This window comes from Pseudomonas sp. p106 (assembly GCF_003936645.1).
Taxonomy (GTDB): Bacteria; Pseudomonadota; Gammaproteobacteria; order Pseudomonadales; family Pseudomonadaceae; genus Aquipseudomonas; species Aquipseudomonas putida_E.
This window is the reverse complement of sequence record NZ_RHQR01000007.1, coordinates 101,251-115,708: the sequence shown is the minus strand read 5'-3', so window position 1 is coordinate 115,708 and position 14,458 is coordinate 101,251. Positions and strand designations below refer to the sequence as shown.

Below are 14,458 nucleotides of genomic sequence, written 5' to 3'. Positions count from 1 at the left end.
GGTTGCCTGACCTTAGAGTCAAGAGGCGAAGAATTTCCAAGGGCCTCAAGGGCCTAGGCACGCCTCCATGCGAGCAAGCTGAATAAGGATTGAATCATGCAAATCCAGGTCAACAGCAGCAACCATATCGAAGGCAACATCCGTCTCAACGAGTGGGTCCGCAGTACGCTGCAAACCACACTCGAACGTTACGAGGAGGACCTCACCCGCATCGAGGTGCACCTGCGCGACGAGAACGGCGCCAAGCCCGGGCCGCATGACAAACGCTGCCAGATGGAGGCTCGCCCCAAAGGCCATCAACCGATTTCCGTGACCCATACCGCCGCTTCGCTGGACCAGGCGGTGGATGGAGCCGCCAGCAAGCTGAACAATGCGCTGGATCATTTCTACGGCAAGCTGCGCAGCAAGCGCGGCGTACTGGAACTGAGCGATCCCGACGCCTGACCCTTGCCAGTAAGCAAAAACGCCCGGCCATGTGCCGGGCGTTTTCGTTTTCACCTTCGTCCAGTTGAGTCAGTACTTGGCAACCTGCAACAGTGGTTGCGGGAACAGGTTGTCCAGTGTCTCCAGCAACCGTGCGTAATAGATGGGCTTGCGGAAGAAATCCAGCACCTGCAGGCGCAGCAGGTCGCTGAGGTCTTGCGCACCGGCGTGCCCCGACATGACGATCACCGGCAAATGCTGCCGGGCCGTATGGTCGCGCAGGCGCTGGATCAAACCGATGCCGCTTTCTTCCGGCATGCGTAGATCAGTGATGACCAAGGCAACGTCCGGATAACGGGTGAGCAGTTGCAGGGCAGCTTTCACCGAGCCTGCCGTGTGGCAGTAGTACCCCTCGTTGTCGAGGAGTTCGGCCAACTCAAGCAGGTGCTCTTCCTCGTCATCGACCAGAAGAATCTGCTGACGCGAGGGAGAGTTCTGCATGTGCGGCTCCTGTTGATCCGGTCCGACGAGACATCGCCTGTTATTGGTCTAGTTCAGGGCCGTCTGGATTGCGGTGAACATGGTACTGATGTTGCCGGAGATCCCGGGAACGAACCCGGCCAATACCACCGCCACCATCGCCGCGATGACCGCGTACTCGATACCCGAGGCACCGTCCTTGCGATGCAGGAATTGCTTGCAGTGAAGGATGACCTGTTTCAGCAACATGACCAGCTCCTTGCGGCGAACTCGCCGGCGACAATGGTGTCAAAGTGACGCCTGTTTGCCATCAAAGGATTGCCAAGCTGGAGCCGTCTGCAAATATAAAAAAGCATTAGTCATCAGGTGATATTCCAAAAGCATTAGATCCTTTTATCTCAACAACTGACTGTTTTAATTGGGTTTACGTTCTGGCTACAAAAAAAGCCGAGCGCCTAATGGCGAATGGCGATGGGTGGGCTACCGTGCAATAGCGAAATAGTGACTTTTTGCCACCACCCGACGCGTGCACGGAGGCCAGCCATGAGCAGTCGCTTGACCATGATTCTGGCTGCCCTTTTCCTGCTCGGCGCACTGCTCGCGGGATACTGGGGGGTCGTGCTCAGCCGCCCCCCTGCACCACCCCAGCCGGTAGCCCCCGTCGCCGAGCAGCCGCCTGCGGTGGTTGCAGCGCCCACCCCGCAACCGCCCGAGCCGCAGCGCTTCCCAATCGTCGTGCTGCGCAAGGCGCTGCCGGCCAATACGCCCTTGACCGCAGACGACGTGCTGCTCGAGCGCTTGCAGGTAGTCCCTGCCGGTGCCTTCCAGCAAGTGGACCAAGTGATCGGACGCAGCAGCGCCAGGCCACTGGCCGCAGGTAGCTGGCTGGACGAGTCGAGCTTCCAGCCCGGCGGACCGCTGGCACGGATGATCCGTGCCCACGAGCGGGCCGTTGCGGTAGGCGTGGACGACGTGGTCGGCGCCGCCGGGCAACTGTACCCGGGTGATTTTGTCGACGTGCTGCTGTACCTGCGCGAAGAGGCCAACAACCCGCAGTCTTCTGCCCAGGTCGTGCTGCCGGCCCTGCGCGTGCTGAGCGTCGGGGAACAGATGGGCGTTACCAATGACGGCCGCCCGGCACTGACCGCCGAGGAGCTCAAGGCCCGACGCGAGCAGGCGACCCCAGGCAACCTCGCAAGCACCCGCACCGTGGTGCTGGCAGTCCCTGAAGCCTTGGCCAGCCGCCTGATGCTGGCAGCCCAGGTCGGTACCCTGCGCCTGGCCGTGCGCAGTGCCGCCGAGCAGCGGCTGGCCCGCTATTGGGCCCAAGCGGATAGCCAACCGCAGGTAGAAAGCATCAACCGGGAACTCTATCGGTTCAGCCAGCTTTCCCAGGCGCCTTTGGCCAAAACCGCCTCAACCGCTGCAGCCGTTGCAAGCATGCAGATCATCCGTGGCACACAGGCCGCGGACGCCAACAAGACCCCCTGACAAGGCAAGGATGCAGTATGCGTAGTTCCGAGCGTTGCAGTTCAAAACGGTTCTTCAGTCTCGCGTGCCTTGCCCTGCTCATGGTTGCGCTGCTGCCGAAGGCCCATGCCGCCAGCAACGGCTGCGAAGCATTTGCCCAACTGCCTTCAGTGATCGAAATCGACCAAGGCCTGCAGCAAGAATTGCGCTTGCCGCTGGCGATCACCCGCGCCGCCGTCGGCGACCCCAAGGTTGCCGACGTGCAACCCAGCGGTGACCGCGCCGTGCTGGTGACGGCCGTGGGCCAAGGCAATACCACGCTCATGCTGTGGACAGCCTGCGCACCGGCGCCACACCGGGCCATGCTGTTCGTCAAAGGCCAGGCCAGCGCCGCCATGGCCGAAACGGGCCTGCCGCCCTCGCTGGATCCGGAGTTGCCAAGCCAGGTGCAGGCCGATATCCGCTTCGTCGAGGTGCGCCGCACCAAGTACAAGGAAGCCGGCGCCCGGCTGTTTTTCAGCGGCTCGAACAACAGCCTGATCGGATCGCCGGGTACCGTGCCAGGCACTTCGGTGACACCGGGCGCCGTGCCTGTCACCTCGCCGCAGATCCCGCTCAACGACGGTGTGTTCAACATCGTCTGGGGCGGCGGCAGCAGCCGCTTCCTGGCGGCCATCAATGCCCTGGAAAACAGCGGTTTCGCCTACACCCTGGCGCGCCCCAGCCTCACCGTGCTCAGCGGCCTGACTGCAAGCTTCCTGGCCGGTGGCGAGATACCGATCCCGGTGCCCAGCGCCGGCAGTGACAACTTCTCGATCGAGTACAAGGAGTTCGGCGTGCGCCTGGCACTGACGCCGACCGTGATCAGCCGCGACCGCATTACCCTGAAGGTAGCACCTGAAGTCAGCGAGCTGGATTACACCAACGCGGTGACCATTGGCGGCACAAGCGTACCGGGGCTGAGCATACGGCGCACCGATACCAGCATTTCCCTGGCCGACGGCGAGAGTTTCATCATCAGCGGCCTGGTCGGCAACAACACTCGTTCCGCCGTGGACAAGCTCCCCGGGCTGGGCAACCTGCCGATCCTTGGCGCGTTCTTCCGGCAATCGGCCTTGATACGTGAGGAGACCGAGCTGCTGATGATCGTCACCCCGCATCTGGTTCAACCGCTGGCGGCCAATGCCCGCCTGCCGGAACTGCCCGGCGAAGGGTTGCGTACCTACGACCCCAGCTGGGGCCGGCTGTTCTTCATGGAAAACGGCAACTTCGATGGCCAAAGCGGGTTATCACGATGAACGAGAGCCTCAACCAGACCTTTCTGGGCATCACCCGCAATGAAGAAGACCTGCAGTGGCTGCAGAGCGCGCTGGCACCCCAAGGCCAGGTGATCGGCGCCAGTGGCGGCAGCCTCGACGAACTGCTGGCGCTGATCAATGCGACCTTCAGCACCCTGGTGTTCATCGGCCTGGACCGTGAGCAACTGGTCAATCAGTGCGCACTGATCGAGGGGGTGCTTGAAGCCAAGCCGCTATTGGCGATCGTCGCTCTGGGCGATGGCATGGACAATCAACTGGTGCTGCACGCCATGCGTGCCGGCGCCCGCGATTTCGTCGCCTACGGCTCACGGGCCAGTGAAGTGGCCGGGCTGGTCCGGCGGCTGGGCAAGCGCATGCCCACCGTCACCAACAACCCAAGCCTGGGCGGCCTGACCGTGCTGTACGGCGTGCAGACCGGTGCCGACGGCGCTTTGCTGACCACGCACCTGGCGCGGGTGGTACAGGAAAGCGGCCAGCAGACCCTGCTGCTGGACCTGGGCATGCCACGTGGCGACAGCCTGGCGCTGCTGGGGCTGGAGGCGTCGTTCTATTTCGGCGATGCCCTGCGCCACCTGCGCCGGCTCGACACCACCCTGATCGACAGTGCTTTCACCCGCGACAAGAAAGGCCTGCGCCTGCTGACCTTTGCCGAAAACGATGACCCGCTGCGCCAGACCAGTGCCGCCGAGCTGTACATGCTGCTCAGCGCACTGCGCCAGCACTTCCAGCACATCGTCGTGAACCTGACCGGGCATGCCGACAGCGAAGCCCTGCGCACCATCATCAGCCACTGCGACAAGCTCATCATCTATACCGACCAGAACATCCTCGACTGCCGGCGCAACCTCGAAGTGCTGGAGCTGTGGCGCGATCATGGCATCAAGCTGGAGCATGCCAGCCTCTTGGTCGACCGCTACCTGGGCAATGTCGCCCCGGATGCCGAGAGCCTGGCCAAGCGCTATGCGCTGCCGCTGCTCAAGGTCATGCCCGACAGCCCCGAGGTGCGGCTGAACGTGAAAAACCAGGGCCTGAGCCTGTTCGAACTGGCCCCGCGCGAAAACCTTACACAAGCCCTGCGCGGCCTGGGTGAGCGCTTGGCGCAGCGTTCGGAAAACCTTGCGCCACCGGCCTTTACCTGGCTGCGTCGGCTATGGGGCAGCAAATGAACGGCGACCAACCCTTCGGCGGCCCCCACCATGCCACGGGCGACCCTTATGCGCTCAAGCGTGCACTGCACCGCTTTGCCATCGATGCCATCGAAGACAGCGGCCGCAACCTGCTCGAAGGCGCGCGCCCGGCACTGACGCAGTTTGTGCTGGAGCAGGTGGGCGATTACGTGGCGCGCCTGCGCCTGGCAATGTCACGCTACGAAATGGAGCGCCTGGCCGAAGAACTGGTCGACGAGCTGACCGGGTTCGGGCCGCTGGAGGTGCTGCTGCGGGACGCCAGTGTCACCGAGATTCTGGTCAACGGGCCGCACAGGGTGTTCGTCGAGCGGGCCGGGCAGTTGCAACAGACCGACCTGCGTTTCATCGATGCCCAACACGTCGAGCGCGTCATGCAGCGCATCCTTGCACCGCTCGGGCGCAGGCTGGACGAATCGTCGCCGATGGTCGACGCGCGCCTGCCCGACGGCAGCCGGGTCAATGCGATCATTCCACCCGTGGCCCTGGACGGGCCGTGCCTGTCGATCCGCAAATTCCGCCAGGACATGCTCAAAAGTGCCGACCTGCTCGCTACCCGTGCCATCGACCAGCACATTTTCGACTTCCTCGAGCGCGCCGTGGGTCGGCGCTGCAACATCCTGGTCAGCGGCGGCACCGGCACCGGCAAGACCACCCTGCTGAACATCCTCAGCCAGATGATCGCCCCGCGCGAGCGCCTGGTGACCATCGAAGACGTCGCCGAACTGCAACTGCACCATCCCCACGTGGTACGCCTGGAAACCCGCCCGCCAAATGCCGAGGGGCACGGCGAGATCAAGGCCAGCGAGCTGATCCGCAATGCCCTGCGCATGCGCCCGGACCGTATCATCCTCGGCGAGATCCGCGGCACCGAGGTGCTGGACGTGCTCACCGCGATGAACACTGGCCACGACGGCTCGATGAGTACGGTGCACGCCAACACCGCGCAGGACGCCTTGCTGCGCCTGGAAACCCTGGTTGGCCTGAGCGGGCGGCAGATCGCCGAGAAGACCTTGCGGCAGATGATCTGCGCGGCACTGGACGTGGTGATCCAGCTGACCCGCCTGCCCGACGGTCGCCGCTGCGTCAGTGAAATCCTGGAAGTGGTCGGCGTGCGTGACGACGTGTATGTGACCAATACCCTGTTCCGCCTCGACCGCCGCGGCGGCGACGTGTTTCTGCGTGAGGCGCCGAACCCCGCGGGCAGCAAACTGCGCCATGAAGGTGTGCAATGACCGGCCCCCTGCTGCTGGCGCTGGCGCCCCTGTTGCTGGGCGTCTCCCTGATGCTGTTTCGCCTGGGCCTGTACAAGCGCAGCGAACAGCGCATTCTCCAGCGCCTGGGGCGCGCCTTTGAATTGGTCCGCAGCGGCAATGCACGGCGCGCCTGGCTCGAGCCGCTGTTGCAACGTGCCGGGCTTGGCGCAACCGACTGGCAACCGCAGCGCTGGCTGCTGGCCTGGCTCGGCCTGGCACTGGTGGCGCTGCTGGGGGCCGGTTGGGTGGCCGGGCTGATGGTGCTGGTCGGCCTGCCGCTGCTCGGCTATTTCACCCTCAGTTGGCTATGCCGACGGCGCGTGCACCAGCTTGTCGAACAACTGCCCGCTTTGCTGGACTACAGCGTGCGCAGCCTCAAGGCCGGGCGCACCCTCAATGATGCGGTCCTTGGTGGTATCGACGGCTCTCGCGAGCCCTTGCGCTCGACCATGACCCGGGTACGGCGCAACGTACAGCTGGGCGTGCCGCTGGACGATGCGGTCAACGAACTGGCCGAGCTTTACAACCAGGACGAGCTGCGTCTGTTCGCCATGGGGCTGCGCATCAACCAGCGCTACGGCGGCAATACCAGCGAGCTGATGGAGAACCTGATCAAGTTGATCCGCGAGCGCGAACAAGGCAGCCGTCAGCTCAAGGCCATGACCGGCGAAACCCGCATCACAGCGATGATCCTGGGTGCCTTGCCGCTGTGCATGGTCGGCTACTTCCTGATGGCCAATCCGCACTACCTGCTGACAATGTGGCAAGACAGCAGCGGCCAGATGATGCTGCTGTTCGCCTTCGCCCTGCAGGTGGTCGGCTGCCTGGTGCTGTGGCGCATGATGAGGAGCCTCTGACCATGGCCTTGTTGCTCTGCGCCGTGTGCCTGTTCATCGCCGCCGGCTTGCTTGGCTTGCAGGCCGCCCGGCAGTTGCGTGCCCGCTACCTGGTCGCTCGCAGGCTGCAGGGGCGGCTGGCGCGCGAGGAGCGCCTGGGGGACTGGCTGCACTGGCTGGGCAGTAGCCCGCTGGGGCGGCGCCTGCAGAAACTCGACGGGGAAACCCAAGCCTTGCTTGACCGTGTCGGCTGGCGCCGCAGCCGCCAGCGGGCGCTGTTCGCTGCCATGCAACTGGGGCTGCCGCTGCTGGCGGTCGTGCTGACACTGATCCTGCAGCAAGGCGTGCTAGGCGGTGAAGGCACGCACTGGTTGGTCTGGCCGTTATGCGCCTTGGGTGCCAGCTACCTGTTGCCCAAGCGCTTGCTGGCGGTTGCCGCCAGACGGCGCCAGCAGCGTATCGCCCAGGAAGTCAGCCTGATGATTCCGCTGCTGCGCATTCTCTTCGAGACCGGCCTGGCCGTAGAGCAGGCACTGCGCGTGCTGAGCCAGGAAGGCCAGGCGCTGGTCCCCGAAATCAGCGAAGAGTTGCGCCAGGTGCTGCAACGGGTGGACTCGGGCCTGGCGCTCGGCCCGGAACTGGAAAAGAGCGCCCAGGTACTGGCCGTGGATGAGTTCATCGACACCTGCGTGATCCTTCAACAGTTGCTGGTACAGGGCAGTGGTGCGATGAAATCGCTGCTCGCACTCAAGGACCTGCTCGATGACCGGCGCCTGACACGCATGCAGGAACGGGTATCGAAAATGTCGGCAAAAATGTCGGCGGTGATGATGGTATTCCTCTTCCCGGCACTGCTCATCGTCCTGGCCGGGCCGGGATTTTCCGCCTTGACGCGGGCCTTGGGCCCCTAGGGAGTAATGGATGAAAGCGACCCTGTTGTTCACCGGCCTGCTCTTGCTGACAGGATGCGCCGGCCAGCAGCCTGAAGGGTTCGGACACTTGTTCGGCACCTCGAGCTGCGGCAAGCCGAACGCCGATCAGCAACTGGCGCTGAACCTGGCGGACGAGATGCTCAACGATGGCCGCCCGCATGCCAGCCTGGCGCACCTGGAGCAGTTGCCCAACACCCTCGACCAGGTACGCCTGCGCAAGGCCAGGGTCTCGCGCCTGTTGGGGCGCAGCGAAGCAGAACCGCTGTACCGCAGCCTGATCGGCGGCTGCCTCGCGGCCGAGGGTGAGCATGGCCTGGGCCAGCTCGCCTCGGCCCGGGGCGATGACGTACAGGCCTTGCAGAACCTGCAGCGTGCGGCGCGTCTGGCCCCCACCGACGAGCGGGTTCGCAACGATCTGGGTGTGGTGCTGATGAGCATGGGCCGGTATGAACAGGCACGGTTCGAATTCCTGACCGCCATCGAGCTCAAGGATGACAACCCGCTGCCCGCCGTCAACCTGGTGACCTTGGCGCTGCTGCAGGACAACTGGCAGCAAGCCACCGACCTGGTCGGCCGCCTGCGGCTCAAACCGGCGCAGTTTGCCCAGGCCCAGGCTCGCGCCAGCCAGATCAAAGCCACAGGACGCGGGCCGATAGCTTCGGCCAGTGGCGCAGGTGTGATGGTCAACTGAGCAAAGGAGAAGGTCATGATCAGGTATGTGATGCTGCTGGCCTGCTGCACCGGTATTACCACGGCCTGGGCAGAGGATTACCCACGCCAGCAACCGCCTGCGCTGACGGCAACAGAAGCGCTGCTGCGGGTGCAGTCCAGTGGCGAACAGGCGTCCACGCGCCTGCAGGTGCAGACGGCACGCGAGCGTGATCTGTCCAAGCAGCGCTGGCTGGAAACCTACAAGTACGCCATTCCGGATTTCTATCGCTGGACCAAGATGACTGAGTCGAACAACTGACCGGGCCTGGCGCTCTCACTGCAGGCACATGCTGGTCAGCAAAAAACCCACCAGCACAAAGGGCGCGAAAGGCTGCTTTTCAGCCCCCTGCCCTGCCCTGCGCCGCGCCCACCGCCGCAACAGCGCCCAGACCAGCAAGGTGCCGCCGGCGCCGATGAACGTACCGAGCACGTAGTCCTGGCTGGTGGCCAGCCCCAGCGCGCCGAGCAATTTGACGTCGCCGGCACCGAAACGCCCCATCGCGTAGCCGGGCAACGTGAGCAGCAACACAATCGCCAGTGCCCAGCCGGCATCACTGGCCCGGGCGCCGATCCAGCTGTGCCCGGTAACCGCCAGCCACACCAGCGCACAGGCTGCGACGCCCAGGGTCAGAAGGTTGGAAATCTGCCGTTCGCGGACATCTTGCCGGCTGCACAAGGCAAGCCACAGCAGCAGGGCGATACTGGATATTGGCAATTGGCCATCCCTGTTCGTCGAAGGCTTCTATGCTGTAACTCAGGACTCCTCGTCAGGGTAGACGCAATCATGCAAGCAGGCCCGGTAGCACGGCAAAAAGGCGCGGCAGCCATCGAGTTCGTCGCCGTCTTCATGATCTTTTTCACAGTGTTCTACGGCCTGGTCAGCTACACCCTGCCAATGCTGATGCTGCAATCGTTCAACCAGGCCAGCAGCGAGGCCGTGCGCCGCTGCGTGGCTCTGGACCCGAGCAGCGAGACCTATGACGACGATGTACAGGCGCTTGCCCATGCAGTGATCCGCGAGCAGTTGGCCTGGATGCCTGAGGCACTCGACTTCCAGCCGGCCGATGCACAGGTGAGCGTGGATGATGACAAGCTGCTGAAGGTGACGATCAATTATCCGAAAAGCAAACTGCACAAGGTGCTGCCGCTGCTGGTGATACCGCTGATTGGCGAAGTGCCCCGCTTGCCTGAGAGCTTGCAGGCCGAAGCGAGCCTGCAACTGTGAGTGGCCTGTTCGATCGCTGGCTGGGCAGCCATGGCGCAGAGCCCGCCGCGCAGATGCCGCATGCCGTGGGCCTTCAGGTGTGGCTGGACGATCAGGGGCATGTGCTACGCCTGGCCGGGCCCTTGCGCACGCTGCTGGCCGTACCCAGCCACGCGCAGGCGCGGGTGCACGACTACCTGTATCGGCACAGCTGGCTGGCTCTCGAAGGTGTGCCCGCCGATTGGCAAGGGCAAGCACTGGACCTGGATTTTCACACCGTGCACGGCCAGGCCCTGCAGACCCGTGGCTGGCTGCAACACCAGGCTGTCGGCTGGATGCTGCAGCTGTTCGATATCAGCGACCTGCTGCGCCAAGGCGCTCAGCAGGAGCAGTGCCTGACCTTGCGCCAGCTGGCCGCAGACGTCGGCCAGGCCGTGCGTGACTGCAGCGAAGACTGGCTGACGCAGACGACCGCCGAGCAACTGCTGCGCCTGGCCGAGCACTGGCATGCCGGCTCGGTACGCCTGATGTTGGCGGACCCATCGGGCTGGCGGGCGCATACCTGCAGCGAAAGCGACTGGCCTTGGCCCGATGACCAACGCCTGCAGCCTTGGCTGCAGGCACTTCCCGCCCATTTTCAGCAGGTCGCGCCTGACTTGCCGCACTGGCGGGCGACGTGCGCTGGGTTGCCGCTGTTCCTTGTGCCATACAGCCACGGCCATGAGGTACAGGCCTGGTTGCTGTGTGCGGGCGCGCCATCGGTGCCTTCACCAGAGGCGGCCAAGGCGCTCTTGCAAGCCTTGCTCGAGCCGCTGCTCGCGCGCCTGCGGCAACACCAGTTGCAGCAGCGCTCGCGCCATCTGGACGAGCTGCAACAGCAACTGGGCGCAGGCTGGTGGCAATGGCCGGGGCAAGGGCCGCTGCATTTCGATCCGGCCTTGGCCGCCAGCCTTGGCCTGCCCAGTGCGGTGAGTATCGAGCAATGGCTGGCGCGCCTGCACCCGGCTGATCGGGAGGCTGCGCAAATGGCCCTGGAGCAGTTGCGCAACGGTGTGGCATTGAGCTTGAACGTGCGGCTGCTCGAAGCCGACAGTGGCGCGGCGCCTCGCTGGCTGCACTGGGTCGGGCAGTTGCACGGCGGGCAGGGGCACGGCTTTGTGCTCGACATCAGCGCACTGAAAGCCCAGGAGCTTCAGGCCAGCGCCGCGCGCGCCCGGCTGGAGAACCTGATCGCCAGTTCGCCTGCGGTGATCTATATCCAGCGCTGTTGCGAGGGCGCGTTGCACAGTGAGTTTTTCAGCGCCAGCCTGACGCCGATGCTGGGCTGGCCCAAAGATAGCGAGCTGGCGCGCCAACCAGGCCAGGCGGTACACCCGCACGACCGGGCGCTATGGCTTGAGCGAACACGTACGCTGTTGCGCGATGGCCAGGTCCGCAGCCGCTATCGCCTGCGCGACCACTTGGGTGGCTATCACTGGGTGCTGGACGAAGCCCGGCTGTTGCGTGACGACCTTGGCCAGCCGGTCGAGGTGGTCGGCCTGTGGCTGGATGTCAGCGAAGCGACCGAGGCAGCCGAGCGTGTGCGCCAGAGTGAGGAACGCTACCGGGTGCTGGTGGAGGATTCACCCGCGATGATCTGCCGCTACACCCCGGACCTGCAGCTGCTGTTCGGCAACCGGCCGCTCGCCGAACAACTGGAGTGCGCACCTGAGCAACTGAGCGAGATGAACCTGGGCCAATGGATGTCCGACAGCCAGCGCCTGTCGTTTCTGCAACGCCTGGCCGACCTTACCCCGGAGCAGCCGCTGGGCAGCGCGGAGATCTGCCTGCAACTGCCAGGGCACAGGCATGCCTGGTGGGTGTGGGCCGAGCGTGGGCTGTTCGATGAGCAAGGCCGGCTGCTGGAAGTGCAGGCAGTGGGGCGCGACAACACGCAGGTAAGGCAAAGCCAGCAACAATTGATGCAGGGCGCCAAGATGGCCACGCTCGGCGAGTTGGCGACAGGGCTGGTGCATGAAATCAACCAGCCGCTGAACGTGATGCGCCTGGCCATTGCCAACACACTCAAGCGCGTGGAAAGCGGGGTGGTCGAAGTCGAGTACCTGACAGGCAAGCTGCAGCGCATCGATGCACAGGTGGGGCGCGTGGCCAGGCTGGTGGAGCACATGCGCACCTATGGGCGGCGCTCCGCGCTTGAGCACCAGGTGTTTGCAGCCTGGACTGCGGTGGATGGCGCAGTGGCGTTGCTGGCTGAAGGGCTGCGCGGCAAAGGTGTGGCGTTGCAGGTCGAAGAGCCGGATTTCTGCCCGGAGGTGCAAGGGCATGAGGACCAGCTCGAGCAGGTGCTGATCAACCTGATGGTCAACGCCCGGGACGCTTTGCTCGAGCGCCAGGTGGCCAGCCCACGGATCGGCATCTGCCAGCGTATCGAGCAAGGGCAACTGTGCCTGCAGGTGGAAGATAACGCCGGCGGTATCGACCCACGCCTGATCGAGCGCATCTTCGAGCCGTTCTTCACCACCAAGCCTGCGGGCGTGGGTACCGGGCTGGGGTTGTCGGTGAGCTTCGGCATCGTCGAAGCCATGGGCGGCAGGCTCGAAGCGCTCAATGGCGTTGACGGTGCCTGCTTCCAGGTGTTGCTGCCCATCTACAACACCAACTGAGCACGGCCGGTGGAGCAACTGAGGTTGGCGCCGACGTCGGTATTGACCAGATCGATTCCCAGAACCTTCAGCAGCACATTGACCAACGGGTCGATCAGGGGGCTGAGCAACCCTCTTATCAAGGGTTCGATGATGCCTTTGACCGTACCGAGTACATTGCCGGCGATCACCAGCACATCGCCGAGGCCACTGTTGGCGGTGGGTTTGAAGGCCTGGAGCTGGACGCCCAGCAAGGTGTCGCTGAGGCTGCCGACCACGTTGTCATTGGCGGGGCGCATGTTCAGGTACTCGGCGGGCTGCCCGATATTGGGCGGTTCGCTAACCGGGCCCTGGAACACCAGCGAGTGCTCTACCGGGGCACTGCCCAGCAGCTTGCTGTCGACCCGCAGGCCAAGGCCGCCACCGGCGTAGGGTATTCGGCTTTGGCAAGTTCCGAGTATCAGCAGCTTGGTGCAGCGTTTGGTGCCGATATCGATCAATGGCAGCGCCTTGACTGCGGTAGTGCCGGTGGTGAAGAACGCGTCAGTGGATTCGAAGCGCCCCACCGCCAGCTTGGCAGCAGCGCTCTGGGCCTGGACGGTCAAACGCTTGGGCGAGCATCTGAACGTGTCAGGAGACTGCGGGTCGAGGCGTGCCGTGGCTTCGGCGACCTCAAGGCCAATGTCCAGCTGAAGCTTGTCAGGCACGAGCACGATATCGGTCACGGTGCACGGCACACCCAACAGGCATAGCACCGACTCCAGTGTCGAAGCCAGGTTCAGGCTGAGCAGGTTGTTGAGCACGTTGGTCAGTGGCGAGGCCAGGTCGAGCACCGCATTGACCAAGCCGAAGACCGTGCTGAGCAGCGGCAGGTCGAGCGAAATCATCGCCCGTACCTGAGCCGTGTGAACCCTCAGTTCATCCGTACGCGGATCGCCGACCGCCGAGACCTGTTGCGGCTCGATCACCTTCAGCCGCACCCGGCCGTTGATCAGGCCGAGCACGCTAATCGGCAAGTCGGCAGTGGCTGCGCTTTCGCTCGCAGCCAGCTGGATCACCCCCTGCACCAGTTGCAACAGCTGGATGCTGGCGTCCAGCCCCGCTTGGGCAGTACCGTTCTGAATATCGAGAATGTCGCCCAGTTGCAGCAACGTGCTGTTGCCGGCCCCCAGGGCGACCTTGCCCAGGTTGGTGACAACATCGGCGGCGGCACCGCTTTGCTCAAGTACCTTGACCGCCGCTTCCAGCAATTGTGTGGCGGTGGCGTCGGCATTGAGCAGTTGCTCGTAGTCGCCAACGGTCAATTGCAGGTCGACAGCCAACTGCTCGAGGTAGTTGAGCAGGTTGAGGTCGGTTGCGGCTATGCCTTTCCAGCCTGCGAGGCCAAGCTGCACGTTGCCTCCCAAGGCGCCGAGCAGGCCATCGAGCAACACCGACTGTTGCGAATCCACCGTAGCCAACGTAGTGCGAATGCTCAGCATGGCCTGTGGCGGCAATGCCTTGGACGCCACCGCATGGGCCTGCAGGGTGGTGGTCAGGGGAGCCCCGCCACCTTGGGTCAGGATGTAGATGCCGGCGGCAAAACTGGTGGTGACTGTGTTGCTGACATCGACCCGTATCGCTTCGTTACGGGCATTGTCGCTGGTAAACGTGCGCAGGCTATTGGCACCGGTCTGCAGGTAACCGCAACTGGCCACCAAGGGGCTGCCAGGCGTGTGGCCGTTGCGGGCGGCGGCTACGCTGGCGATGGCCGTGGCCTGTGGGCCATTGCCCGTGCACACGGCAGACTGGCCTGCAGCTTCAAGCGCGGCCATGTCGGCGATGCGTTGCAACTTGCGCTGCTCAAGGTAAAGACGGCCGCTGTCGACCACTACCAGCATGAAAAGCAAGGCCAGGGCCAGTGTGGTAACCGCCATCAGGCCGATCGCGCCACGCTGCCGGGCAGCGGAAGAGGGAACCAAGGGCACTCCTTTGCAGGCCAGAGGCCAGCCATCGCGGCTT

Annotated in this window: 15 protein-coding genes; 11 read left to right on the top strand and 4 right to left on the bottom strand. The window is 64.2% G+C overall.

Features of this window, described 5'->3' with window-relative positions:
• The first annotated feature begins 96 nt into the window (after positions 1-96).
• A complete protein-coding gene (locus tag EGJ09_RS11215; RefSeq protein ID WP_012312780.1) occupies positions 97-444 on the top strand; it encodes an HPF/RaiA family ribosome-associated protein in 348 nt (115 codons plus the stop codon).
• Between the two features lie 69 nt (positions 445-513).
• On the opposite strand, the gene EGJ09_RS11210 is transcribed toward EGJ09_RS11215, so the two are convergent.
• A complete protein-coding gene (locus EGJ09_RS11210) occupies positions 514-924 on the bottom strand; it encodes a response regulator (RefSeq protein ID WP_115273593.1) in 411 nt (136 codons plus the stop codon).
• Between the two features lie 48 nt (positions 925-972).
• Positions 973-1,152 (bottom strand): Flp family type IVb pilin, encoded by a 180-nt coding sequence (locus EGJ09_RS11205; protein WP_046784786.1) that lies wholly within the window; start codon positions 1,150-1,152, stop codon positions 973-975.
• Positions 1,153-1,446: 294 nt separating this feature from the next.
• Here EGJ09_RS11205 and cpaB point away from each other — a divergent pair, with 294 nt between their 5' ends.
• Genes cpaB through EGJ09_RS11165 form a run of 8 tightly spaced genes read left to right on the top strand, consistent with a single transcriptional unit; the run spans position 1,447 to position 8,870 of the window.
• Positions 1,447-2,394, top strand: coding sequence for a Flp pilus assembly protein CpaB (gene cpaB, locus EGJ09_RS11200; RefSeq protein WP_125923846.1), 948 nt, complete (start codon positions 1,447-1,449; stop codon positions 2,392-2,394).
• 17 nt (positions 2,395-2,411) lie between these two features.
• Entirely contained in the window at positions 2,412-3,671 is a 1,260-nt protein-coding gene (locus EGJ09_RS11195; protein ID WP_046784784.1) for a type II and III secretion system protein family protein, read from the top strand.
• Positions 3,668-4,858 carry a pilus assembly protein gene (locus tag EGJ09_RS11190; RefSeq protein ID WP_046784783.1) on the top strand — a complete coding sequence of 397 codons (1,191 nt, stop codon included), beginning with the start codon at positions 3,668-3,670 and terminating at the stop codon, positions 4,856-4,858. The genes EGJ09_RS11195 and EGJ09_RS11190 overlap by 4 nt, the downstream gene beginning before the upstream one ends.
• A complete protein-coding gene (locus EGJ09_RS11185; protein ID WP_115273591.1) occupies positions 4,855-6,111 on the top strand; it encodes a CpaF family protein in 1,257 nt (418 codons plus the stop codon). Before EGJ09_RS11190 ends, EGJ09_RS11185 begins: the two co-directional genes overlap by 4 nt.
• The gene (locus EGJ09_RS11180; RefSeq protein WP_046784781.1) at positions 6,108-6,989 is read left to right on the top strand and encodes a type II secretion system F family protein; all 882 of its coding nucleotides are present in this window, start codon (positions 6,108-6,110) and stop codon (positions 6,987-6,989) included. The genes EGJ09_RS11185 and EGJ09_RS11180 overlap by 4 nt, the downstream gene beginning before the upstream one ends.
• A 2-nt stretch (positions 6,990-6,991) precedes the next feature.
• Positions 6,992-7,879: a type II secretion system F family protein gene (locus EGJ09_RS11175; RefSeq protein WP_125923845.1), complete on the top strand. Its 888-nt coding sequence runs from the start codon at positions 6,992-6,994 to the stop codon at positions 7,877-7,879.
• Positions 7,880-7,889: 10 nt separating this feature from the next.
• A complete protein-coding gene (locus EGJ09_RS11170) occupies positions 7,890-8,591 on the top strand; it encodes a tetratricopeptide repeat protein (RefSeq protein WP_125923844.1) in 702 nt (233 codons plus the stop codon).
• A 15-nt stretch (positions 8,592-8,606) separates the two neighbouring features.
• Positions 8,607-8,870, top strand: coding sequence for a DUF3613 domain-containing protein (locus tag EGJ09_RS11165; RefSeq protein ID WP_012312770.1), 264 nt, complete (start codon positions 8,607-8,609; stop codon positions 8,868-8,870).
• 15 nt (positions 8,871-8,885) lie between these two features.
• On the opposite strand, the gene EGJ09_RS11160 is transcribed toward EGJ09_RS11165, so the two are convergent.
• Entirely contained in the window at positions 8,886-9,320 is a 435-nt protein-coding gene (locus tag EGJ09_RS11160) for a prepilin peptidase (protein WP_125923901.1), read from the bottom strand.
• Positions 9,321-9,395: 75 nt separating this feature from the next.
• Here EGJ09_RS11160 and EGJ09_RS11155 point away from each other — a divergent pair, with 75 nt between their 5' ends.
• Entirely contained in the window at positions 9,396-9,836 is a 441-nt protein-coding gene (locus EGJ09_RS11155; RefSeq protein WP_039603864.1) for a TadE/TadG family type IV pilus assembly protein, read from the top strand.
• 53 nt (positions 9,837-9,889) lie between these two features.
• The gene (locus EGJ09_RS11150; RefSeq protein ID WP_371928077.1) at positions 9,890-12,478 is read left to right on the top strand and encodes an ATP-binding protein; all 2,589 of its coding nucleotides are present in this window, start codon (positions 9,890-9,892) and stop codon (positions 12,476-12,478) included.
• Here EGJ09_RS11150 and EGJ09_RS11145 read toward each other — a convergent pair.
• A complete protein-coding gene (locus EGJ09_RS11145; protein ID WP_256658430.1) occupies positions 12,463-14,424 on the bottom strand; it encodes a pilus assembly protein TadG-related protein in 1,962 nt (653 codons plus the stop codon). The two genes, EGJ09_RS11150 and EGJ09_RS11145, sit on opposite strands and share 16 nt — an antisense overlap.
• Positions 14,425-14,458 lie beyond the last annotated feature (34 nt).

Bases quoted from the DNA above. Each gene is read 5' to 3' on its own strand.
- EGJ09_RS11215 (WP_012312780.1), top strand. From the start codon at position 97: ATGCAAATCCAGGTCAACAGCAGCAACCATATCGAAGGCAACATCCGT.
- EGJ09_RS11210 (WP_115273593.1), bottom strand. From the start codon at position 924: ATGCAGAACTCTCCCTCGCGTCAGCAGATTCTTCTGGTCGATGACGAG.
- EGJ09_RS11205 (WP_046784786.1), bottom strand. From the start codon at position 1,152: ATGTTGCTGAAACAGGTCATCCTTCACTGCAAGCAATTCCTGCATCGC.
- cpaB (WP_125923846.1), top strand. From the start codon at position 1,447: ATGAGCAGTCGCTTGACCATGATTCTGGCTGCCCTTTTCCTGCTCGGC.
- EGJ09_RS11195 (WP_046784784.1), top strand. From the start codon at position 2,412: ATGCGTAGTTCCGAGCGTTGCAGTTCAAAACGGTTCTTCAGTCTCGCG.
- EGJ09_RS11190 (WP_046784783.1), top strand. From the start codon at position 3,668: ATGAACGAGAGCCTCAACCAGACCTTTCTGGGCATCACCCGCAATGAA.
- EGJ09_RS11185 (WP_115273591.1), top strand. From the start codon at position 4,855: ATGAACGGCGACCAACCCTTCGGCGGCCCCCACCATGCCACGGGCGAC.
- EGJ09_RS11180 (WP_046784781.1), top strand. From the start codon at position 6,108: ATGACCGGCCCCCTGCTGCTGGCGCTGGCGCCCCTGTTGCTGGGCGTC.
- EGJ09_RS11175 (WP_125923845.1), top strand. From the start codon at position 6,992: ATGGCCTTGTTGCTCTGCGCCGTGTGCCTGTTCATCGCCGCCGGCTTG.
- EGJ09_RS11170 (WP_125923844.1), top strand. From the start codon at position 7,890: ATGAAAGCGACCCTGTTGTTCACCGGCCTGCTCTTGCTGACAGGATGC.
- EGJ09_RS11165 (WP_012312770.1), top strand. From the start codon at position 8,607: ATGATCAGGTATGTGATGCTGCTGGCCTGCTGCACCGGTATTACCACG.
- EGJ09_RS11155 (WP_039603864.1), top strand. From the start codon at position 9,396: ATGCAAGCAGGCCCGGTAGCACGGCAAAAAGGCGCGGCAGCCATCGAG.
- EGJ09_RS11150 (WP_371928077.1), top strand. From the start codon at position 9,890: ATGCCGCATGCCGTGGGCCTTCAGGTGTGGCTGGACGATCAGGGGCAT.